15 protein-coding genes and 1 pseudogene are annotated in these 24544 nt (G+C 33.1%); 15 read left to right on the top strand and 1 reads right to left on the bottom strand.

Annotation, left to right across the window (positions count from 1 at the left end; translation table 11 throughout):
• Positions 1-29: 29 nt before the first annotated feature.
• A protein-coding gene (locus tag JF53_RS11270; RefSeq protein ID WP_157052428.1) for an IS3 family transposase occupies positions 30-1159 on the bottom strand; the annotation gives its coding sequence in 2 pieces (ribosomal slippage) (positions 30-913 and positions 913-1159; 1131 coding nt in all).
• Positions 1160-1259: 100 nt separating this feature from the next.
• Here JF53_RS11270 and JF53_RS11260 point away from each other — a divergent pair.
• The 15 genes and pseudogenes from JF53_RS11260 (at position 1260) to JF53_RS11190 (ending at position 23942) form a co-directional block, all read left to right on the top strand.
• Positions 1260-2723 carry a Mu transposase C-terminal domain-containing protein gene (locus JF53_RS11260; protein WP_053071885.1) on the top strand — a complete coding sequence of 488 codons (1464 nt, stop codon included), beginning with the start codon at positions 1260-1262 and terminating at the stop codon, positions 2721-2723.
• A complete protein-coding gene (locus JF53_RS11255) occupies positions 2716-4185 on the top strand; it encodes an ATP-binding protein (RefSeq protein ID WP_053071886.1) in 1470 nt (489 codons plus the stop codon). The genes JF53_RS11260 and JF53_RS11255 overlap by 8 nt, the downstream gene beginning before the upstream one ends.
• Before the next feature lie 49 nt (positions 4186-4234).
• Positions 4235-5113: pseudogene (locus tag JF53_RS17955) on the top strand (TnsD family Tn7-like transposition protein); the annotation flags it as partial.
• Between the two features lie 24 nt (positions 5114-5137).
• On the top strand, positions 5138-5704 hold the full coding sequence (locus JF53_RS17950) for a TnsD family Tn7-like transposition protein (RefSeq protein ID WP_269083298.1): 567 nt from the start codon (positions 5138-5140) through the stop codon (positions 5702-5704).
• A gap of 357 nt (positions 5705-6061) precedes the next feature.
• A complete protein-coding gene (locus JF53_RS11245; protein ID WP_047980944.1) occupies positions 6062-7228 on the top strand; it encodes a hypothetical protein in 1167 nt (388 codons plus the stop codon).
• A 119-nt stretch (positions 7229-7347) separates the two neighbouring features.
• Positions 7348-10353: a DEAD/DEAH box helicase gene (locus JF53_RS11240; RefSeq protein ID WP_047980945.1), complete on the top strand. Its 3006-nt coding sequence runs from the start codon at positions 7348-7350 to the stop codon at positions 10351-10353.
• 91 nt (positions 10354-10444) lie between these two features.
• Positions 10445-11551 (top strand): DUF3800 domain-containing protein, encoded by a 1107-nt coding sequence (locus tag JF53_RS11235; protein WP_047980946.1) that lies wholly within the window; start codon positions 10445-10447, stop codon positions 11549-11551.
• Between the two features lie 203 nt (positions 11552-11754).
• On the top strand, positions 11755-13722 hold the full coding sequence (locus tag JF53_RS11230) for an ATP-dependent nuclease (RefSeq protein WP_047980947.1): 1968 nt from the start codon (positions 11755-11757) through the stop codon (positions 13720-13722).
• Between the two features lie 4 nt (positions 13723-13726).
• Entirely contained in the window at positions 13727-15511 is a 1785-nt protein-coding gene (locus JF53_RS11225; protein ID WP_047980955.1) for a UvrD-helicase domain-containing protein, read from the top strand.
• A 602-nt stretch (positions 15512-16113) separates the two neighbouring features.
• Positions 16114-16821, top strand: a complete 708-nt coding sequence (locus tag JF53_RS11220; protein WP_047980948.1) for a hypothetical protein — start codon at positions 16114-16116, stop codon at positions 16819-16821.
• A 1930-nt stretch (positions 16822-18751) separates the two neighbouring features.
• A complete protein-coding gene (locus JF53_RS11210) occupies positions 18752-19360 on the top strand; it encodes a TetR/AcrR family transcriptional regulator (RefSeq protein WP_047980949.1) in 609 nt (202 codons plus the stop codon).
• A gap of 97 nt (positions 19361-19457) precedes the next feature.
• On the top strand, positions 19458-20411 hold the full coding sequence (locus JF53_RS11205; RefSeq protein ID WP_047980950.1) for an SDR family NAD(P)-dependent oxidoreductase: 954 nt from the start codon (positions 19458-19460) through the stop codon (positions 20409-20411).
• Between the two features lie 740 nt (positions 20412-21151).
• On the top strand, positions 21152-21706 hold the full coding sequence (locus JF53_RS11200; RefSeq protein ID WP_010651567.1) for a TetR/AcrR family transcriptional regulator: 555 nt from the start codon (positions 21152-21154) through the stop codon (positions 21704-21706).
• A 91-nt stretch (positions 21707-21797) separates the two neighbouring features.
• Positions 21798-22931 (top strand): MFS transporter, encoded by a 1134-nt coding sequence (locus tag JF53_RS11195; protein ID WP_047980951.1) that lies wholly within the window; start codon positions 21798-21800, stop codon positions 22929-22931.
• A gap of 510 nt (positions 22932-23441) precedes the next feature.
• The gene (locus JF53_RS11190; RefSeq protein ID WP_047980952.1) at positions 23442-23942 is read left to right on the top strand and encodes a hypothetical protein; all 501 of its coding nucleotides are present in this window, start codon (positions 23442-23444) and stop codon (positions 23940-23942) included.
• The last annotated feature ends 602 nt before the right edge of the window (positions 23943-24544 follow it).

Below are 24544 nucleotides of genomic sequence, written 5' to 3'. Positions count from 1 at the left end.
TGGTATGTCAACACTAAATTGGACAAAAATTATAGGGGCTGCTGTTTAAATTCGATTGGTGTTAAATAGTCTAAAGTTCCGTGAATTCGAATGTTATTAAACCAATGAACATAATCATCCAGTTCAATAGCGAGCTGTTCAAGAGAAGAGAAATGAGCATTGTTAGCGAATTCTGTTTTGAATACCTTAAACATCGCTTCAGCCACTGCATTATCATAAGGACATCCCTTCATGCTCAGCGATCTTTGGATGCCAAATGTTTCAAGTGCTTCTGTAATAAGCTTATTATCAAATTCTTTACCTCGATCTGTATGAAACATTTGAACGTCGTTCAAGTTGCCTTTAATGCTCGATAAAGCCTGATAGACCAGCTCTGCATTTTTATTAGCACCAGCACTACGGCCAATGATTTCACGGTTAAAAAGATCCACAAATAAGCATACGTAATGCCATTTTGTCCCAACGCGGACGTAAGTTAAATCACTGACGATGACAGCCAACGGCTTGTCTTGTTCAAATTGACGCTGTAATTCATTTTTTATCAACGCTTCATTACATGATGTTTTATGAGGCTTGTACTGTGCCACGGTATAGTTTGACACAAGCCCGAGTTCATTCATTAATCGGCCAATCCGACGACGTGATACGTGTTTTGGCTTTGGTAATCTACTTAATTCTTTCTTAATTTTGCGCGTGCCATAATTGTTCCGGCTTTCTTTAAAAATTCGGGAGACCTCTTGGGAAATCTCTTCATCTTCCATTTTAAACACACGTTGGCTGTGTAAATTGGCATGATAGTAATACGTACTTTTGGGAATCTGGAGGACGTCACACATTGCTGATACCGAATAGATGTGAGCGTTATTTCGAATCACATCTATTTTCGTCCCATGATCAGCGCTGCTTGCTTTAAAATATCATTTTCCATCATGAGACGTTGATTTTCCTTACGTAACCGAGCTAGTTCATTCTCTTCTGCAGAACGGTTATCTTTAGCGGCAAATGAACCTGTTTCTTGATGATTTTTAATCCAGCGATCTAACGCAGAAGGCGTGATATCATACTCTCTCGCAATATCTGCACGCGATTTACCATTTTCATAAAGCTTCACTAATTGCAGTTTAAATTCGGGTGTAAAAGTTCGACGTTGACGTGTCATCGTAGTCACGCTCCCTTAAGTTATAGTCTAAGTTTACAAGCCCTTATTTTATCTGTCCAACTTAGTGTAGCCTATCCATATCAATGGGAAAGAAGTTCCTGTGATTAAAGAGCCTTCAAGTATTCCTACTTACCATCAGTTCTTATATTGGTTTAAAAAGTTAAATAATCCTAAAAAGGAATTAATTAATAGAAAAGGGACAAGAAATTATTATCAAAATCACAGAACGATAATAGGTGATTCAACACAGGATGCTGGGTTGGGGCCAGGAACTCTATGGCAGATTGACTCGACTCAATTTGATATATACTTGGTGTCCTCAGTCGATCGCAATCTTATTGTTGGTAGACCTACTTTGATATGCGTAATTGATGTATATTCCAGGATGATAGTTGGGATTAATGTTACTTTTGAGTCATTTAATTCTTATACAGGTACTATGGTTGCTCTTGCAAATAGCATGTTACCCAAAAGTGATTTTTGTAAACAGTTTGGTATCACATTGGATAAAGATGAATGGAGCGTGGCTTGTGTTCCCCAAAGAATTTTTGCGGACAGGGGTGAGCTGAACGGGAAACAAATTGAAGATGCTATTTCAGGACTAGGTATGTCAATCCTGAATTCACCTCCGTACAGAGCCGATAGTAAGGGTGTGATTGAACAAGCATTTGCACAATTAAACATTAAGGTTAAACCTTTTGCAGACGGGGTTGTAAAGAATGGAAAGAACTCGATAGAAAGAGGAGACGAAGATTATAGACTTAAAGCTAATCTTACAATAGAAGAATTCACACGAATAGTAATCAAATGTGTGCTATTCCATAACAATCATCATGTTTTGAATGAGTACGTATTGGATGAAATGATGATTAGCGAAGAAATCGAGAAAATCCCTGCACAGATATGGGAGTATGGCGTGAAATACATGAAGGGACAATTGCGTGTTTTGCCTGAAAATACGATAAAAATGCACCTACTACCAACTGATACAGCCTCCATAACTTCTCGTGGAGTTAGATATAAAAAAATGTTCTATGCTTCGGATTATTCCTTAAAAAACAATTGGTTCCAGTTTGCACGGATTAACGGCAGCAAAAAAATAAAGATTTGGTATGACCCAAGAGATTTATCTTATGTATATACCATTAATGAAGATGGGGAGTTCCACAAATTGAATCTTCTTGAGCATCTGACTAAGTTTAAGTATAAAGGAATTGATGAAATAGAGCAGATAATAAAGTATGAAGAGGCAATGGATCACAGAAGTAAAGAACATGAATTGCAGGAAAAGATGAAGTTATATAATGATATTCAAGCAATTGTTGGACAAGGGAAGAAACGGAAAGAAGCAGAGAAAGATGATTCTTTAAGTAAGACTCAACGTTTGAGAGGTATAAGGGAGAATCAGAAGGAAGAAAGGGAGTTACTTCGGGAATTAAACAAAGAGAAGGTAGATGTAGATGAAAAATTGATAGACTCAATTGAAACACAAGAGCAGAAAGAGGATGAGCTTGATTTGTTTAGAGCTATACAAAAGTTAGATTGGGATGATGATATTGACTAAATCTATATTTCTACCAAATGGAATGGAAGCTAGTCAGGCAGAATATAAGGAATTCCCATTAGTAGAGTTTAATCAAAACCCTTTAATTCAAGCATTACCCCCCTTGTTGGATAAAGCAGCAATCATCAGAAAACTCATGGTAAAGCCAATCTATAAGGAAGAAGAACGATATATTGAAAGTGTTTATCGCATCCACATGGTAAACCGTCTTTTTCAGCTATTTACACCCCTTCCAGTACATATAGAAGTATGGAATATGGTACATTCATTGATTATGCAAGGATATTTAGCAAGAAATCCTTTCGATAAGAATTATAAGCAGTATATCAATGCTTCTGGTAAAGAAATAATCAATCGTTCCTATGAAATAAGTAGCAGACAAAATTTCCGTACTACTTCTGGCTGCGGCACGTTTATTGGGTTTTCGGGCATGGGTAAAACAACAACGATTAATAGAGTACTAAGTAATATTCCACAAGTGATTATTCACAACGAATACAAAGGGGCCCATTTTAATCAAATTCAACTTGTATGGCTGAAGTTGGAAGCACCTAGTAATTCAAGTTTAAAGGCATTATGCTTACAATTTTTCATGAAAGTTGATGAATTGCTTGGAACAAACAATTATAAGAAATACGTTTCTAGGAATATGTCTGTAGATAGCATGTTGCCTTTAATCAGTCAGGTAGCACACAATATAGGATTGGGACTACTAATCATTGATGAAACACAGAATATAAAAAAACGTGGTGCAGATCAAATTATGAATTTTTTCGTGTATTTAATAAATACAGGAATTAATCTTTGTTTAATCGGTACCCCAGGTGCTTATGATTTGTTTGGTAAGGAGTTACGTATGACAAGACGTTTAACGGGAAACGCTGAAATCATTTATAACAATATGCAATATGGTAATGAATTTTCCTTCTTGCTAGAGTCTGTATGGAAATATCAGTGGACAAAGAATTATGTACCCTATAATGAAGAGTTTGGAAAGGTAATCTATAAAGAAACTCAGGGTATTTCGGATTTGGTTATAAAGCTATTTGCGTATTCTCAACAGTTTGCTATAGAAAAAGGAATAGAAGAGCTTTCTATTGGTTTAATTAAGAATGTAGCAAAAGAAAAGTTTAGGTTACTTCAACCAATGTTAAACGCAATTCGTTCAGGAAACCCTCATAAAATAGCAAAATATGAAGATATTAGGAAGATTGAATTAGGAGAATTGGGAAAAGGTAGAGATGTAAAAAGAGTGAACTCAATACCAAAGAAAAGGGAAGACAAGGTAAAGGAAGTCAATATAGTTGAGAAACCTAAGAAGCAAATAAGGAGTATGGAATATAAGAAAGATGACTTACGCTACTTGCTTCAAGAAAAAAGTGATGAAAAATCACCCTATCAAGTTCTCATTGAAAATGATTATATTGATGACACTGTTATGTGGATTGAGGTGATACAATGATAAACTTTCTCCCTCAGTTATACAAGAATGAACTTTTTTTTCAGTAGTTGCACGTTATCGGAGAATGTGTGGAATGGTAAGTAAAAGGGCTTTGATAGAAGATCTATTTGGAAGGTACGTTGTAGTATCTTCCTCTTACTTTCCCCAATATATTGACTTATTTATTAGTTGTCTACCACCAACTTCTAAAGTTACATCTAAGGAGATTATTGAAGAACATACTCTATTTAATTTTTACACATCATTTCTCTCCAAGGAAAAAACGAACCTGATTTACGAAATGATGGGAAAAGGATCAAATGGAGCAAAATTAAATATTGAACAGCTAATTGGCTTTGGTGGTAGCAAAGTTCGTAAACCAAGTTACTTAAAGTATTGTCCACTATGTTATAAGGAAGATATGGATACATTAGGTGAGAGTTATTGGCGTATTCATCACCAAATAATTGGAGCCTATTATTGCTCCAAACACCATGTCCTTTTAAAAGAGAGTACAGTTTTAAGTACTGGTAGTGGTACTGAATTTATATGCACGGATGAACAAGTTTGTAATGAAAAACTATTAGAAGATAACTATTCAGATACTATAAAATTATTAAATCTCCGTTATATTCATAATGCTGAACTATTATTGAATGGAAACTTTCCTAGGAAAAAGTTAACGTACATTATTGATTTTTACATTGATAGGTTAAGGGAAAGAGGGTTAGCCTCTACAAATGGAAATTTGTACATGAAGGATATTCAAGAATTATTCCTGAATTTTTACCCGAAGCAGTATCTAAAAATGATGCAGAGCGATATTGATCCTGAAAGTCCATCCAATTGGCTACGGTTATTTGTAAGGAACAATAAAAAGAATAGAAGTCCTTTGCGACATTTATTGTTCTTGCAGTTCTTAGGAGTTAAAATTGACAACCTCTTTCAGAATAAGAAGGTATTAGGAAAAAAAGTGGTTTCAGTCCAATATAATCCAAGTTTTGATATTCAAAAAAGAAGAGAGCAGTGGTTGCAATTAATTAAGGAAAATCCCGGTGCAAATAGAAGTCAATTGAAAGAAAAGGGAAAAGGGCTACATACATGGATTTATAGATATGACTGGGATTGGTATGACAAAGTAACTCCAAAGGCTGCTTTAGGAAAAGAAAAAGCCGGAACCATTGATTGGGAGAAAAGGGATGAAGAATGTTTGAGGCTTGTTAGTGAGGCTGTTGAAATCATTCTCCAGAGAGAAGGGAAACCGATAAGAGTGACACCTTCGAGTATAAGAAATACTTTGGGTTTTGGGTCATGGTTTCATAATGAAAAGTTAGTGAGGACTCAGAGATATTTAAAAGAAGTGAAAGAGGATATAGATGATTTCAGAGTTAGAAAGATTAAGTGGGCTATCAATGAAATGTTAAGTAAAGGACATATTGTGTCTCCATACAAAATTCAGCTATATGCTGGGTTTGATGGGAGTAATAAAAAAGTGAGGAAATTGATATTAGAGATTTTAGGGACTAATAATCATATTTAAAGGCCACATACTATATGTAGCTTTTTAAACTTTTAATCAATCTATTAATTCAAAAAAAGTCGAATTTTGTGATATGATAGAATCAACAAAATTGTACTAGGTTAATAATCGTTAAGGGGATTTAATATTTCCATTTTAAAAATGGGGACAAATTATTAGAACATGGAAGGATATATTGTTCAAAATATTTTAAGAAGAACTCCCAGACTATTAAAAGGGGAATTGAGTTCTGCTGAGTTAGTTGTAAATAAAAAATATATACTGTAGAAAAGTCACTTCTTAGAAATTTATTAGTAATATCTAAATCTAAGAGTGACTTTTTTGTTTAATGTAAGTATTTGGGAGGAAAATTATTTAATGAAGACTAGAATCTACGAGCGAGAAAAACTATATAAAGAAGTATGGGAAGAACCCATGACATCTCTCTCTAAACGCTATAATATATCTGATGTTGCGTTACGTAAGCAGTGTAAAAAGATGGGGATACCACTACCAAAAGCTGGACATTGGGCAAAAGTAAAAGCTGGGCATAAAATCAAGATACCGCCATTACCCAAAATGGATGTGCCAAGCAAAGTTGTAGTAAAAGCCCCATCGGGAGACTTATTCGGTAGAAAAATGGACGCTGTCCTCCTATTTTTACCCGAGGATGAAAGAAAAAGAGTAAAGGAATATTGTTTTTCATTAAAGGTTCCTAGCAAATTAGTTAAACCTCATGTGTTAATAACAGATACTAAACAATATTACCGTTCGAGAAAAGAATTAACAAGACCTCCTATGAACAGAGTAATAAACATGAAAGTTTCAGAGGAACAAAAGGAACGAACATATCGGTTTTATAGCACTTTGTTTAAAGGGTTAGAACATATGGGATACACAATAGAAGTTAAAGAACCGAAGTATCCGGGATATTACAAGCGGAATGAACTATTTATCAGTTTAAATGAGGATAGCGTTCCAATTTTTATAAAAGAAAAACAAAGAAGAATAGAACATAACCCAACTGAGCAGGAAAAAGATAGCTATAGATCTTCCTATGATTATATTATGACTGGAAAACTTCACTTTGGAATAGATGCGTATCACGCAAAAAGAAAAAACTGGAATGATACTGAGACGAAAAAGATAGAAGATCAAATTGGTGAAATAATAATATGGGTAATGGAAACTATTCATGTAGAGAAAGTCATAAGAGAAAAACGTGAAGCTGAAAAAGTCCGTCGGTTAGAAGAAGAACGGGTCCGTCAGCAAATCGCTGAGCGTAAAGAAGCGGAACTTAAACGGCTTGAACTATTAAACCAACATGCTATAGATTGGGACAAAGCTGATCAGATAAGAAGATTTGCAAATGCAGTAGAAATGAAACTTAAAGTAATTGATAAAGTTGAGGAAAAAAATAATGTAATACACTGGATAAAGTGGGCTAGAGATAAAGCTGACTGGATTGATCCTTTAATAAATAAAGATGATGATGTCCTTGGGAAAGGCTCATGGTATGTGGATTTAATACCAGAAGATGAATAATTCTATTATATGAAATATTGTCTAAAGGTGGGGATGAATTATCAACTAGGTATTTTCGTATTAAACTATAAAAATAAGTTGTGGGAATGAATTCAGTTTCTAAATAGGGGGTCGGTGTCATGGAAAAGATTAATATTAAAAAAAATGTGTTTATTTATAATGTGGACAAAAGTGGTGGGCTTGTTAAGCCTATTGATGTCTCTAAAACATGGATGAATGGGTATCATGAAAAAAGATCTGGGGTGGATGGAGAGGGAGGATTAAGATTTCCTCAATATGGAGCGTTGAATGCAATAAGAGCCCATTGGACTATAAGTAATGAGGCTGCAACTATAGTTATGCCAACCGGTACAGGAAAAACAGAGACAATGTTTGCTACGATTCTTTCTGAAAGACTAAAAACAACACTAATTATTGTGCCTTCAGACTTATTAAGAAAACAAATCTATGAAAATGTCCAGCACTTCGGGATATTTCCTAAACTAGGAATGGTGGACTCGTCGGCTTTAATGCCTAATACTACTATTTTAGCAAGTATTCCATCTAATATTGAAGAACTGAAAGAGCTGGTAGAAAATTCAAACATTATAGTATCTACAATGTCCTTGTTAGCGAAGTTTCAAAACTCTTATAAAAGATATCTCTCGACGATATGTGAAACACTAATTTTTGACGAGGCTCATCATATGGCAGCAAGAACGTGGTCAAATTTTAGAGAGTATTTCAGAAACAGTAGGATACTCCAATTCACTGCTACCCCATACAGAGATGATGGTAAAAAAATAGTTGGGAAACTTATTTATAACTATCCCTTAGCTTTAGCACAGGAGCAAGGATACTTCAAAGGCATTGATTATTATCCTGTTGAAGAATTTGATGAATTAAAGGGAGACAAAGCTATTGCAAAAAAGGCTGTAGAGATTTTAAAGAAAGATAAAGATAAAGGAAATAAACACATAATCCTAGCGAGGGCTAGTAACAGAGAAAGAGCAAAGTCTCTTTTTGAAAACATATATAATAAGTATTACTCAAAGTTTAATCCTGTGTTGGTTATTAGTGGTCAATCAAAAGCAGTAAATACTTCCAATATTAAAAAACTCCGGGAATATAAAAGTCAAATAGTAGTTTGCGTGGATATGTTTGGAGAAGGAGTGGATATTCCTTCATTGAAGATTGCTGCCATACACGATAAGTATAAATCGCTACCTATAACTCTTCAATTTATTGGTAGGTTTGCCCGTACAAAGGAGAATTTGGGTAATGCAAAATTAATTACCAATATTGCTAATGATGATCTGAAAAGTCAAGTAGCAGAATTATTCCAACAGGATTCAGATTGGAACAAACTTTTAAATATAGTTTCAGCTGAAAAAATTACCGAGCAAATAAATATACATGCTTTACTAGAAAGCCTAGATAATAGGGAAGTTTCTGATATAGATATTTATCAATTACAAATGAAAATAAGTACAAGGATGTTTAATTATTCAAAAAGTGATTGGCTTAATGAAAATTGGAAAAGTGTTCTAAATCCGGACAATGCTATGTGCTACTATTCAAAATCAGAAAGGCTAATGGTTTTGGTTGAAAAGGTAGAATCTAATGTAGCTTGGTCAACTCAAAAGGATATTAATGAACTAGATTGGAACCTTTTCGTTATTTACTATGATACTGAAAATAACATAATTCATATTAATGAAACCGACCAAGGAAAAGGAAATCGCCTTATTGAAGCAATGTTTCCCCATAGTACCAGAATCCAAGGGGATGTGATATTTAGAACACTAGATGGTGTAAATAGATTGATGATTGGAACACTGGGTTTGCGTAATGAATTACCTGGGAAGGTAAGCTATAGAATGTTTGCAGGAACAGACGTGGCTGAAGGCGTTTCAAATGCTATTAGAGGAACATCAACAAAATCCAATTTGTTTGGTAATGGCTTTGATGGAAATGGAAAAGTCAGTATTGGTTGTTCTTATAGAGGAAAAGTTTGGTCTAGGTGGATAGAGTCATTATCTTATTGGAAAGATTGGTGCAACAGTATATCAAAAAAGGTACGGGATAATGATATAAATGCAGAAGATATACTAGAAGGATCATTAAAAGGTATTACGGTTTCTTCCTTTCCAAAGGGAATTTTATATAAAGCAGAATTGGCAAATGATGCTGAACTAGAAAATTCACCAAGAAAAGGTTTTATTAAAGGGAAAAATGATAAAATAGTGCCCCTGTCTGATTGTGAACTGAATATAAATAGTGAAAAAAGTAACAATAATAATTTAGTATTGATTTTAGAAATTCAAGGTGAAGAAATTGAATTTCAGTACACGTTAACCGAGGACTATTTTAAAATTGAACAGCTAAGTGATACAGAAATATTTTATGTATCGGGAAGAACAAAAATTCCAGTACAGGAATATTTTATGAACGAACCTCCAAGAGTATGGATTATGGGGGAAGGAAAAATCTACTCATTAGAGTCGAATATACAAGTAGATCTAAAAGGACCTACTAATGGTAAGTTTGGTGAAAAACAAATCCTTCCAATAGATTGGGGACAACTTAATGTTAATATAAGAAAGGAGTCCCAAGGGAGAGGCAAAGATAGAACCTCAATTCAATATGCTATGATTAATAGTGTATTGCATCAAGATGACTATCAGATTATTTTTGATGATGATGATTCTGGAGAAGTTGCTGATATTATAGCGATTAGGGAAACAACCGAAATGATAGAATTCGATTTCTTCCATTGTAAATATTCTAGTAAACAAACTCCAGGTGCTAGAACTGAGGATTTATATGAAGTTTGTGGACAAACTGAGAAATCCCTACGATGGGCGAATGATTATGTTGCGTTGGTGGAAAGATTGATGTATAGGGAAAGTAAGTATAAGGCGAAGTTTGGGACAAATTCTAGGATTGAAAAAGGTTCCCTGAATGACTTAAACACTATTAAAAATAAATTGAAGGTTGGTAAGAAAGCTAGAATTAACATGAATATTGTTCAACCTGGAGTAAAAATGGAAAAAATCTCAGATGAAATGAATATAATTTTGTTAGCATGTGAATCATTTTTACGAGAAACCTATGGTTCTAATGTAAAATTGTATTGTAGTTAGATTTTAATAGTTTTTTGGAAGTTTTATTTTAGATACTTTACCAGAAACTCTTCTGTCTACAATGTCTAACTAAAAAAATGGGGGAGCCAAAATGGATTATTCTCAAATATATGATTTTATTGCATCTGAAGGTGGAGTAACTAACATAGATAAAAAGTACATATTGTATTATGACGAAACTAATAATCCTCGTACTTTTAGATTGACAGATGATGGGTTTAACGTTAATGAACACGAATTCTTTATTCTAGGTGGAATTGGTTTTGAATCTGATAAGTCGGCTTCGGAAGATGATATTGATGAGTTATTTTCTAAACTTTTATTACAAGGAAATGCAATGGAAGTTAAATTTAAGCACATTCGTCAAAATGCAAAAGACTTTTTATCTTTGTTATCAAAACCGAGAGTAACTACTCTTATTGAGTGGCTTTACGAAAAACAATACTTAATCCATTATTCTTACGTTGATAATTTTTATTACACAATCGTTGATATAGTCGATTCAATGGAGGAGTCGTGGTTCGGTGGACCGGGTTTTAATAGAGAACTAAAAGATCACTTTTATTCATTGATTAAGGAATATCAAGAATGGTTTATAAGTTTGCTAATTGAAGTAGATTATCCCAACATCAAAAACCATAAAAAGTTTGTTGAGAAAATTGTTGATTGGATATGGTCTGTAAACATTGGTGATGATTTTTATCTTGAATATTTACGGCAATCACTAAAAACCTATAGAAACCAGCAACTGGTATTTCTGGAAGACAATGAAGATAAAGTTGCAATAAGTGATTATTCAGCTTTTTATGCTAACTTAATAGTTGCTTTTCCTAATGCAGACCATATATTTGATCACGAGCAGTTTGTTGAAGAACTTTTGAATGCTAATCCAATAGAGTTATCAGGACATAATGTTATAAACTATAATTTTGTAGATTCAAAAGATGAACGCTTAGTGCAAGTATCAGATTTGATTGTAGGAGTTTTGCGTTATTGGATGGCTTTTTTGGAATCAGTTAATATACATAATTTAAGTGAAATATTACATGGGCTTTCAGAATTACAAAAAGTCAACATGAAAAAGTTTCAGGAAATTATGCTTCATTCTCTTGATATAAGTACCGGATTTAAACATGGCATTGGTAGTAATGAGTTTGAATTAAAGGTTAGCTTCTTTTTAGAATATGATTTTTTATAAGTTCTAATAAATATTTCAATTAATAATTCTTTTCACTTTGTCGAAAGAAGTGCTTCAAGAAAGCAATCTATTAAAAGAAACTACTTTTGTTAGTGGTTTCTTTTTTTGTATTTTGTCACAGGAAATGTTGAAATATTTAGATATTCTTATGTTACCATGGTTATAGATGTATTATCAGAAATTGTAGAAAATGGGGGAAACGCATGTATATTTCAAAATTAAATATTAAAAATTTTAGATGCCTTGATGAGATAGACGTTGAATTTAACGAAGGAATGAACGTACTGATTGGTTCTAATAATGCAGGAAAAACAACGTTAATTAAAGCGTTAGAATTAATTTTTAACCGTTCAAAGTCCAAGACATTAACTATAGATGATTTTAACAAAAAAGTTGATCTTTCCATACCTCCTGAGATAACTATTACAGCTACATTGCAATCTTCTCAAAATGACACCAAAGACGATAAAGCTATTGTTGCCAGTTGGCTTACGAAATTAAATACGCCATGGGAAGCAACTCTTACATATAGATTCTTCCTTCCTGAACAAGAACATAAAACATACCAAGAAATATATGAAAGTTTATCAAGTGAAAAAGAAAGGTGGAATCTATTAGAAACATCTTTAAAACGTTATGTATCAAGAATTTATGGAGGTAATATTCAAAATAGAATAAGAGCCGAGGGGGAGTATCTGGATAAGATACACTGTGAGACTTTGGATGCTTTACGAGATGTTGAAAGTAAAATGTTTACTGGTAGAAATACTTTACTTAGACAATTACTGCAACATTTTAAGGATGATAGTTTTGAAGAAGAACAAAATGGAACGACAAATAGTGAGGAAGAGTCAGAAGAGGATTTATTTACTTACCACTCAGAAAAAATAGTTAGTAACCTAATTTCAAAAATAAATCAAAAAGAAGTCCTAGACTTTGCTGAAAAAACTGGAGCCTCTATAGGTGGGACCCCTGCTTTAGATGGTTCATTAGATGAAAGTGATGTTTTGTCAGCTTTACGTCTAATTATTAAGGATCACACTGGTATTGAAATACCAATTATAAATAACGGAATGGGTTACAATAATCTAATTTTTATATCTTTAATTTTATCGAAATTTAAAATGATTACTTCGAAAGACTACGGTGAAAATGCAAAAACTTTTCCGATTCTTTTAATTGAGGAACCCGAGGCTCATTTACATCCAGCTTTACAATATAACTTCTTAAAGTTTCTTAATGAAGAAATCAAAAATCAGACCTTCAGTAGGCAAATTTTTATTACTACTCACTCTACACAAATTACTTCTGCTGTTGGTTTAAATCCAATTATTTGTTTAGAAAAAGATGAAAGCGGTAAGGTTTATGCTAAATACCCTGGAAGAGTTTTCTCAGCAGATAAGGAAGATCAAAAGTCAAAAAAGTACGTTGAACGATTTCTTGATGCTACAAAATCTGCTATGTTATTTTCAAAATCTGTACTATTAGTAGAAGGAATGGCAGAACTTGTACTGTTACCTGTGTTGGCAGAAAAGTCCGGTTATGATTTAGACAAACACCATGTTTCTTTTGTAAGGGTTGATGCACTTACATTTAAGCATTTTATTAAGTTATACGGTGCAGGAATAAAACCAGAAAAAGAACAATTTGCTTTGCAAAAGAGAGTGAGCTGCATTATTGACTCTGATCCAAGAAAAATTGAAAGAAAAAAGGAAGAGGTAGATCAAAGAAGAAGGAGCTGGAAAAAGTGCTGGCCATTTGAAATAAATAGCGATCCTGATAACTATGAATACGATAGTAAGTCTGGTGCTTTAAAAAACTTATTAACGCAACAAGAGAACTCTAATAATGTAAATGTTTATCATCAAGAAGAGAACGGTAAAACATTTGAGTATGATTTAGCGTGGGAAAATTATCTATCGGAATTAATATTTGATGGATCCGTAGAAATCCTTGAACTTCCAGAATTGGCACAAAGCGATTGGGAGGGGGAGCAGAAAGAGCGAGCGAAAAGAGCTTCAAGTTTCCTAATTTATGCAGATAATCAAAAAGGGGAAGTTGCTTTTAATTTGGCATCAAAGTTAGTAGATGGTGATACTCAATTAAACCTACCAGTCCACATAAAGGATGCACTAGCTTGGGTATGCCATAAAAATAATGAAGGGAATTGAACTGATGGGTGAATCAATAATTACTATTTTTTCAGACGATAGATTAGAAGATATTGAAAGACCTTTTAAAGTAGTAGCTGGGCCTGGTGCGGGAAAAACACATTGGCTTGTTGAGCATATAAAAAATGTTCTTCTCAATTCAACTAAACTTTCAAGTATCTCTAAGATTTCCTGTATTACTTATACAACAGTTGGTGCTGAAGAAGTTCAACATAGATTAAAGGATAATCTGGATAAGGTTGATGTATCTACGATTCATAGTTTTTTATACTCAAATATCGTTAAACCATATGGCCATCTTTTAAAGGACGAATCAGGAATAGAATTGGTCAACATCGATGAAATGGATGGACACTATGAAAATGTAGCTACTAAAGGAAAGATATATAAATGGCAATCGGAGGTTAGTAATAGCTATATAAGAGATCAAAAAAAGATAAAAAAGTGTTTGGAAAATATTGATTGGGTTCTTGATAATGGTTCATTTATATTAAAACCGAGAAAGGAATATTTGAGAAGAATAGGAACATATTACATAAAATTAGACGATTTACCTATCTACAAACAAATCTTTTGGAATGAAGGGATAATCCATCACGAAGATGTTCTTTATTTTTCTTACAGGCTATTGGAAGAATTTCCAATCATTTTGGATCATTTAAGTGCTAAGTATCCGTACATGTTCTTGGATGAATTTCAGGATACTAACCCCATTCAGTCTGAGTTGATTAAATGGTTAGGTGATGCTGGAACGATAGTAGGCGTTATTGGCGATCCGGCTCAATCAATTTATAGTTTCCAGGGTGCTTCAAGATCCGATTTTGTAAGTTTTTGTTTACCGAATCTCAAAGAATACCAGATTGAAAATAATCGAAGAAGTGGAAAAGGAATAGTTGATGTTTTGAATTTTTTAAGACAAGGTGATTCCTTAACTCAATTACCGACTCATAATAATAGTAATAATCCTATCTATTATTTTGAGTGTAATGCTGAAATCACTCAAACAATTTCGGATTTTCATTATTTAAGGCAAGAGTTAGGGTTGGAAAATGATTATTGTATTTTAACTCGAAATAATGAATCTGTAAAAAAACTTCGGAATATAGAGGTTACAGATGTGTGGACAAGTTTAAGTGAAACAGACTCAGACAGAGAAAGATTATTGAAATCGCTTATTACCGCCTACAAGGTAGTAGAAGATGGTAGGAATGAACTTGCCATAAAAGAAATAATACGCTCTATCAGAACAGACAAAGACAATATATTAAGATCCCCATTCCAAGGAAATCAATTTATAGATCCATTATCGAAAAGGAGTCTTGCTGTTGATTTGCTTGAATTCCTAATGAGTGAAATTAATGAATCTACTAGCTACACATTGTTAGTATTCTACCAGATACTTTATGAATTTCTGAAGGGTAAGGGATATAACCTAATAAAGATAACAAGAGGTAATATTAAAACGCTATCCGAACAAATAACATTGCAAGAGCTAATTGAAAATCTTATTTTACCTGAAGAAAAACATGCAGATATTAGAACCATTCATAAAGCTAAAGGTGCTGAATTTGAATCTGTACTTTTATATCTTGATGATGTTGAAGAAATAAATAACATCATTCATCCTGAAATAGACTCTGAAAATGATGACACAAGGATTTATTATGTCGCTATGAGTAGAGCTAAGGATTTACTATGTCTAGCTGGTCCACCATTAACTAAGGAAAATAGAGAAAAACTTTCTGAAATTAATATTATTGAGAAATCCTTTGTAACTACACCACTATAGGGTGTGCATAAGGGCTTGATGGAACAACTGGAGGAAGTTTTAGTCCTATTTAGACAATAAGTTTGTTTCATTACCTATAACTAGAGCGGATTCGAAAGACCTTTGTTCCAAGCCTTATTTAAACTTAATGAAAGGCTTAGTAATAAATCAGTACTCGTAAGCACTTTAGATTCAAATCAGATCCAGATCTACAGAGAACAATTTTAAAGGAGCGACATAAAACTTGGCGGAGATATTTTGGTCAAAGTGGAATCTTATAAGGTAAAACATCACTGCTGATTACCAACTTAGTAGAGAAGTTATTCAAAAAGGTACTCAGTTCGATTAGTAAAGAATTTGGTGGTAATAATTTACTTTTAATAGGTCTTTCGTTACCATACGAGACTATTGGGGTAGGCTTTGAGCAAGAGATTGACGATAATGATGAGTCAACTAACTTAGTTTATAAGATTATAAAGAAAATATAAAAATACATACAGATTACATATTGAATTATGGTACCACGTTTAAGAGTATATAAGTATTTTCATGGTTTAAGGAGTTTTAATTATTTTATATTCAATTGAATTGTATGCTTATGTTAAAAAAAGGAGAGAGGGTAATTGGAAATAGATTATCAAAACATCGATTTTAACTCCACATTAAGGGAAGATACTCTAAGAAGTTTTAAAGAGATGTGTAAAGATGAATACGTTGAGTTTATGAAACTATTTACGTCTTTTTCAAAACTTGATAAATTTCTTTCCTCCAAATGTGAAGTGGGAGATAACAAATCTAAGGAATATTATACGAGAGTTATGCACATTAGGGTGAAGGATCACTTCTCTTCATCATTAATTCTTGTTTCACAAGGCTTTACTGTAGATGCTATTTCATTAACAAGATCAGCTATGGAAGATATGTTTGTAATTTTAAATTTTTATTTAGACCCAAATTACTTTAATAACTGGAAAAATAATAAAGCTGGATTTAAAATAAAGCCTGGTAATTTAAGGAATAATAAAAGAATAGAAAAAGAGGACAGAAAATTATTTAATAAAGTTTATAAATCTCTTAGTAATATAGTCCATCCAAAAATCAACAGTTTAAATCATATGATGAAATACCATCCTACTGTATTGAACGACGGAACAGAAGGTTTAATAAGGTTAAAGAAAGATGCAAAACTAATAAATATGTCACTTTTTGTTTATCTAAACCAGATGATTAATCTTTTAAGAAAAATATATACTAACGATCAAGATATAAATAATTTGGATAGAGTAAAATCAGAGATACCCAATGTTTTTGGTTTATTCAATGAACTGTAGTAGTTTTGCTTTTAGTATTGAGATTGTGCGTTTTAGTATTTTTATAAATTCTACATCTACTATGTCTAACTAAAAAATACATTTGCTAGTTAAAATAAACATTTGCTAATCCAACACCAATTTCGTTAAAATAATCTTTTGCTTTTTCAATACAAAATCCAATAATTTCTCGGGTTTTTTCCAATAAAAACCCGGGATTTTTTATGTCTTTTTCAATACAACTCAATATCTTTTCAATAGTCTTCTCATAAATAAATTATCTTCCTATCCCTTGTCATGACTGGATTTGTCCAATATCTCACTCTATATTCAATTCAATACAAAATCCAATACTCATTCAATACGGCCTATCTCTCTTGGTTCTTTAATCTCCGTTCTTCATTCTATTATATTTTTAGCAAAACTTTATTCCAACTCCGAAAAAAAGGTGAAAAAACAGGCGATAAACAGGCCCAAAAACGTCCAATTTTGATTCAAAAAACGTCCGAAATAGGGGTTCCGTAGCAAAACTTTATTTTAACGGCAACGGTGGAATGCGGGTTTGAGGTGGGGGATTTAGCAGGAGTTTATTATGGTTGTACAAAAAGTGTCTAATTAAAAAGTAAATCTCTCAGTTAAAATAAACATTTCCGATTTCGGGGTCTGGATCAATAATTTCTCGCATAATAGATGAAAGAGTGGGGGAGAAAAGAGTTCCTTTTCTTCCTTTTCTTTTTGTTATATTCCTTGCCATCATTGGGTTTATCCAATATCCCACTCAATATTTAACTCAATAATAAATCAATATACATCCAATATTTTTCCTTCTCCTCTTCCATACTTTTCTCCATTATTTTTGAGAGAACTTTATTTTAAAATCGAAAAAAAGGTGAAAAAACAGGCATAATAGAGGGAAGAAAGTGCGTATTTTTGAAAGAAAAAACATCAAAAATAGGGGTTCTGTAGGTAAACTTTATTTTAACTCGAACGGTGGAATGCGGGTTGGAGGTGGGTGATTTAAGGGATGTTTATTATAATTGTACAGAAAGTGTCTAACTAAAAAATAAATCTGCTAGTCAAAATAAACATTTGCTAGTCCGACCCTGATTTCGTTAAAAAATACTTTGGCGAATTCGGGGTCTTTTCATGCCCAAACCCTTGTCATGTCATTCTTTTATCGACTTTTTCTTCATTCCAATATACAAATGTTTTTATAACTCCGAAAAAAAGGTGAAAAAACGAGTGGAAAACAAGCGAAAAAACGGTCATTTTTGAACCGGAAATCCATCAAAATGGGGGTTCCGTAGCAAAACTTTATTTTAACGGAAACGGTGGAATGCGGGGTGGATTTTAGAAGGCAATTATTTTAACTAAATATTTGCTTGTCCAATACTGATTCGTAAAGCTATTGTTGCAGCTTATGTTCAGGGAGCAACAAACCATGAGATGGGCCAAGAAACTTTGAAAGGGACTCTGACTCTATGGGTGGGGTCCAAAGGTCAAATTGCCTTTTACCGTCAAACAGCTCAATCCAACCAAATCTTTACAGATGAAATAGAACCTCTATACGGGGATATAAATGAATCAGTTTTAATTATTGGAGAGAACAAGATAATTGGATACCAATAAAGATGTGGCATAAATTACATGAGAAGATTAATAACTCGCAATTGGTTTCCATACCCAATGCTGGACACCTAGTTCAAAAAGATGAACCTACTGCTCTTTTATCTTATATATTAAAATTTTTAAGAAATAAATAGTGTTAAAAATGGGAGAGCTTGGTTGTATTAATAAATATTATGTTTTAGTTAGACTCAGTAGATAGAATAATTTTTATATGAGAAAACCTCATTTAATATCTCCGTATTTTTCATTATGCTAAGAAAGTATCTATAAGTAACTTATGATATAATGTGTCATTATACATTACGAAAGAAGGTAAGTACCATTGAATTCTAATAGTGGAAATTCTGAAAAAACAGTCCAACGGGGAAGACCAAGAAGTATTGATGTTGATAAACGTATTCTTGATGCAACACTAACTCTTCTTGCTGAAGTTGGTGTTGGAAAAATTAGTATGGAAACTATTGCTATGAAAGCTGGTGTAGGTAAGAGTTCTATTTATCGGAGATGGAAAAATAAAGATGAGTTAATTCTTGCTGCACTGGAACAGTTGAAACCAGAAATTGATATCTCGATAAATGGGAAGTTAGATGATGTCTTATTGGAACTTTCACGAAACTTCACAGAGCAAATGAATAACCCGCTTGGTAAACAAATGCTCTCCCTACTAATGTCAACATTATCAAGTAATACACAGATTTCCGAATCGTATTGGGAAAACCATTCACTGCCTAAAACAAAGGAAATTTCAAATTTGCTTCAAAAATATCTTGAGGAAGAGAATATTCGTAAAGAAGTAAAACTAGATCTAGTTTCCGAATTTTTAATTGGTTTTATTATTTACCAACTTTTACTCAAGCCCTCTACAACAGATTTAGAACCTCATTTAAGGGCTGGGATTGATATGATTTTGAACGGGATAAAAGAAAAATAATTTTAACCTTGCATGTAATGCGAGGTTATTTTATTGACATAATACGATACGATACTGTATCGTATTTTATATAAGGATTAATAAGGAGGAAAAAATTATGAGTAAAGAAAAAAAGACTGTGATTATAACTGGAGGGAATACTGGATTAGGGTATGAATGTGCTAAAGTGATTGCAAAAGCTAATAACGATTGGCACATAGTTTTGGCTTCACGTAATAATGAAAGGATAAATAAAGCTGCCCAAGAATTGATTCAAACAACAGGGAATCAACATATCTCAGGAATGGTAGTGGATTTAGCCTCGTTCTCATCCATACATCATTTTGTTCATCAATTCAATGAAGCTGGTCTTCCACCTTTGCATTCCATTATTTGTAATGCAGGTGTTCAATTTGTACAAGGAACTCAAGCTACTGTTGATGGAATAGAAGCGACATTTGGAGTTAATCATCTTGGTCATTTTTTACTTGTACGATTATTACTTAACCAGATTCAAGATCATGGCTCTATTGTTGTTGTAAGCAGTGATACCCATGATCCACTTATGAAAACAGGTATGCCTGCACCAATTTATCTCGACCCCAGTATTATGGCTAATCCACAAAAATCGGATGAATCATTAGCAAATCTTTCATCTCTTAGTAGGGGGCAAACACGTTATACAACCTCGAAGCTATGTAATCTCTATTTTAGCTACGAACTAGCTCGACGTATTGAAAAAGCCAATCGATTAATTACTGTAAAAGCATTTAATCCAGGAATGATGCCTGGAAGGGGCTCTAGTTTATCTAGAGATTACAATCCTGTACTTAAATTCATGTGGAATAATGTACTACCACTAATGCGTTTCTTTCGTTCCAGTATACGGAGCACGCAACAATCTGGAACTGATCTTGCAAATTTACTATTGAATCAGCGTTTTTCAAGTAGTGGACAATACTTTGATGGACCAAAAGAAATACCATCTTCAAAGGAATCTTATGACATTGGTCGTGCTAAAGAGCTATGGAGCTGGAGTTCCAATTTTCTTGGTTTAAATGAGAATGTTTAGATAATATAATAGAAGAGGATGTTTCAGAAGGGATTAATGGAAGAAAGGACTCCATATCAACTACTTTTAGAAAACGGATATATTGAGGATGTTTTAAAATGGATAGAGGTGGAGAGGACATGATTAATTTTCTTCCGCAGCTATATTAAAATAAACTCTTTTATTCTGTGATTGCACAGTATCAAAGAAAGTGTGGAATAGTAAGTAAAAGGGCACTAATAGAAGATATGTTTGGAAGATACGTTTTAGTATCTTCCTCTTATTTTCCACAATATATTGATTCATTTACTAAATCCTTACCGCAAACTTCAAAAGTAACAACTAGAGTAATTATTGAGAACTATACTTTAATCCCTTTTTATACATCATTTCTATCAAATGAGAAAGCAAATCTAATTTATAAAACGATGGAATAAGGGTCGTATGGTTTAAAAAATAGCGTCGAAAAAATAATAGGATTTGGTGGAAGTAAGGTACGAAAACCTAGTTACTTAAAGTATTGCCCATTAAGTTATAAGGAAGATGTAGAAAAATTAGGCGAAAGCTACTGGAGGACACATCATCAGATAATTGGAGCTTATTATTGTTCAAAACACCATGCTTTTAAAGGAAAGTCCCGTTTTAAGTACTGGAAGTGGAATCGAATTTATATGTGCTGTTTTAATTACTATAGTTTCTTGCAATAAGAGACATTTTATGTTAATTTTTATAATGAACGTTCAATATAAAGGGGTTGTCATATGAAAAAGTCACAAAAAAGAGAATCCATTTTGAATACGGCAGAAAAACTATTTTATCAGCACGGTTTTCATGCAATTGGTGTGAAATCTATATTGGAACAAGCCGGAGTGGCACCAATGACTATGTACTACCATTTCAACTCAAAAGAAGATCTAATCAAAGAAATATTAGTGCGAAGAGAACATCAATATCTGCAATTGATAGAAGATAACGTTAAAAGGGAAGACGGAATTAATTCATATATAAATTCTCTAATAAAGACACACTTAGATTGGATAGAATCGGATAGTTTTAATGGATGCTTATTCTTAAGAGCAAAGCAGGAGTACGAAGGTGTAAATGAGGAAATTGCTTCGCTAAGTAGGGAGCATAAAAAAACACTGCTAAGCAGGATTGAAAATGATATAGATCTATTTCAAATTCCTAGATCACTTGGTGTCCAATTACTTATTATTCTAGAGGGATTAACATCAATAGCCCAAATCCAGACAATAGATGAAGTAAAGGAAGCTGCAAATGATTTAATAAAAGGTATATATGATGCTGGAAAATGAAATAGTGAGAGGGAAACAAATGTCGAACATTGTTCCCTATTTTTTTACTCATTTATTATAATGAACGTTATATATGGAAAGGGTGGTCTAAATGTATGAAAAGAAATTGATTGTTGTTGGTTTACCAATGATTGCTGTGACGTATGGTTTATCTCGATTTAGTTATGGTTTAATGCTTCCATATATTAATGAAACGATGAATATGACACAGTCCACTAGCGGTGTCATTTCGTCTCTGTCATACATCGCTTACTGTATTGCAATCGTATTAGCAATGGTATTTTCTAATAAGATTTCCTCAAAGTCTATACTTGTCATAGCTGGATTATCATCGATAATTGGTTTGGGGATTATTTCAATCTCGTTTAGTCCGATCGTACTTGGTCTAGGTATATTTTTAGCAGGATTAAGTACAGGTTTCTCATCCCCACCATACGCTAATATTGTTGACTTAAATGTAGAAACAAGATTACAGAATCAAACTAATTCTTGGATTAACTCTGGTACGAGTATTGGCACAGCAGTTACTGGTGCAGTTGCCATCTTAATGACAGATAGTTGGAGAGAAACGTATTTTATTTTTATGGTTATTGCTATATTTGTATTAATTGGTAATTACAAAGTACTGCCAAAGAATCAACCTTTAAAAGAAAACGTAATAGTTGGTTTCTCGAAAGAAGAGGTGAGAAGAGCTACACCGTTAATTCTGGCTTCTTTATTGTTAGGAATATCATGCTCAGCCTATTGGACATTTTCAAGAGACTTTATGTTTCAGATAGAGAATGTTCCTTTATACCTCGGAGAGTGGCTCTGGGTGATTATTGGAATAGCAGGGTTATTAGGGGGAACTGCCGGTGTATTTGTAAATAAATATGGTTTAATGCCTGCATACAGGATTTCTGTATTAGCACTTTCAACCTCGTCTCTCCTATTAGGGACATTTGCAGATTATAGTATAATAGGGTGGCTATCACCAGCCCTTTTTGGTAGTTCGTATATTTTTATGACAGGTGTTTTAATCGTATGGGGGATTTCCGTGTTTAAATCAAACCCATCATTTGGCCTAGGTATACCTTTCTTAATACTAGCACTTGGTCAAGCAATAGGGTCCATTATCTCCGGGTTAATCGCAGATTTAACGGGGTATCATGCTCTATTTACAGGAGCTTCTATAATGGGTTATGTAGCTTTAGTATTCAAACACAAAAACACAGAGGTATCGTGATTTTATAGGGTGTATTAGTTAATAGTGAATAAATTTCTTATGGCTTCATGTGGAGTTAGATTCTTTTCGTCGTGATACAGGGATTAAATATAGTGACAGCTTCTTTATTTAAGGAGGACTATTTAGATTGAAAAAAGGGAGGTTATAATAAGTTTCAGAAATATCCTTGTTATAAATTCTAAAACCCTTCTATCTACTATGTCTATCTAAAAAATAATTCTGCTAGTCCGACCCTGATTTCGTTAAAAAATACTTTTGCGAATTCGGGGTCTTTTCAAATTCTTTCAATTAGTTGATATTGTTTGTCTTGCATTTTAAACTTCATATAAGAGCTTTTTCCTTAGGTTTTGAGTTTTAGAGTGGTATCTACTCTCATCTTACTGAGGAGCTCTATTTTTATAAACTCGAAATTAAGGCACTACAGGAATGCTAACGGGACAGGATAGTGAAAGAGGTGAAAATGAAACTTTAATCTTAGTATTACGTATAAGTTATTAGGGGGTATATAGTGTGAAATGGTCTTTATATCAGATACTAATGATTTCTTTAATTGTGGTGTCTATGTGGTCGTTAGAATACATAAGTGGAAATAAAACTATTCAACCAGTTTCTGGGGAGTGGACCGCTGTAAATTCTGCATACGGCACTTTCTTCATTGTTGCATTGGTTGTAACCTTTTTTTATTTAATATTTTTATTTGAGGCGAAAAAAGAAAAAAGTTGCCTTAATCATCCAATTTGGACTATTATGCCAAAAATTTCTGTTATTGTAGGTATCTTATCGACTATTCTGTTTATAATTGGGGGAACTATCGGCCCCATTATGACTTGGGTAGAACAATGGCGTTCCCTACTTTATGTATTTTTTGTTTATTTCTTATTTTTAATTTTCCTATTTATTTTTTCATTTGAACACAAAAAACAAAGAGCCTCTCAACAAAGCCAAAAATCTATACATATTTCTTATATATGGACACTTATATTGTTTTTTGTTCTATATTTTTTATTTTAAGTTCAAATCTAAAGGGAAATTGCTTAATAATAACTAATTAACACCGTCATGATTCTATTAAAATTCAGTATATTAGATTAATCCGACAAATAGCAAAATCAAGATCAAATATCTCGACTTTGTATGATTGTTATCAATCCTGTACACAAATACAGAGATTTTTATGTTTTTGTGTACAATATAGAATAGCCTAAGTATCCTATGTTGGGTGCGGTGTGTTGCTTCCTTATTCTTTTCTTATTTCTATACATCTTTTTTCTACTATGTCTAACTAAAAAATAAATCTGCTAGTCAAAATAAACATTTGCTAGTCCTACCCTGATTTCGTTAAAAAATACTTTTGCGAATTCGGGGTCTTTTCATGCCCAAACCCTTGTCCTGTCATTCTTTTATCGACTTTTTCTTCATTCCAATATCACAAATGTTTTTTATAACTCCGAAAAAAAGGTGGAAAAACAGGCGTAATAGAGGGAAGAAAGTGCGTATTTTTGAAGGAAAAAACATCAAAAATGGGGGTTCCGTAGCAATACTTTATTTTAACGGCAACGGTGGAATGCGGGTTTGAGGTGGGAGATTTAGCAGGAGTTTATTTTGGTTGTACA

Origin of the sequence: Ornithinibacillus contaminans (genome assembly GCF_001038425.2) — a bacterium.
GTDB lineage: Bacteria > Bacillota > Bacilli > Bacillales > Amphibacillaceae > Ornithinibacillus > Ornithinibacillus contaminans.
This window is presented reverse-complemented; position numbering and strand designations above follow the sequence as displayed.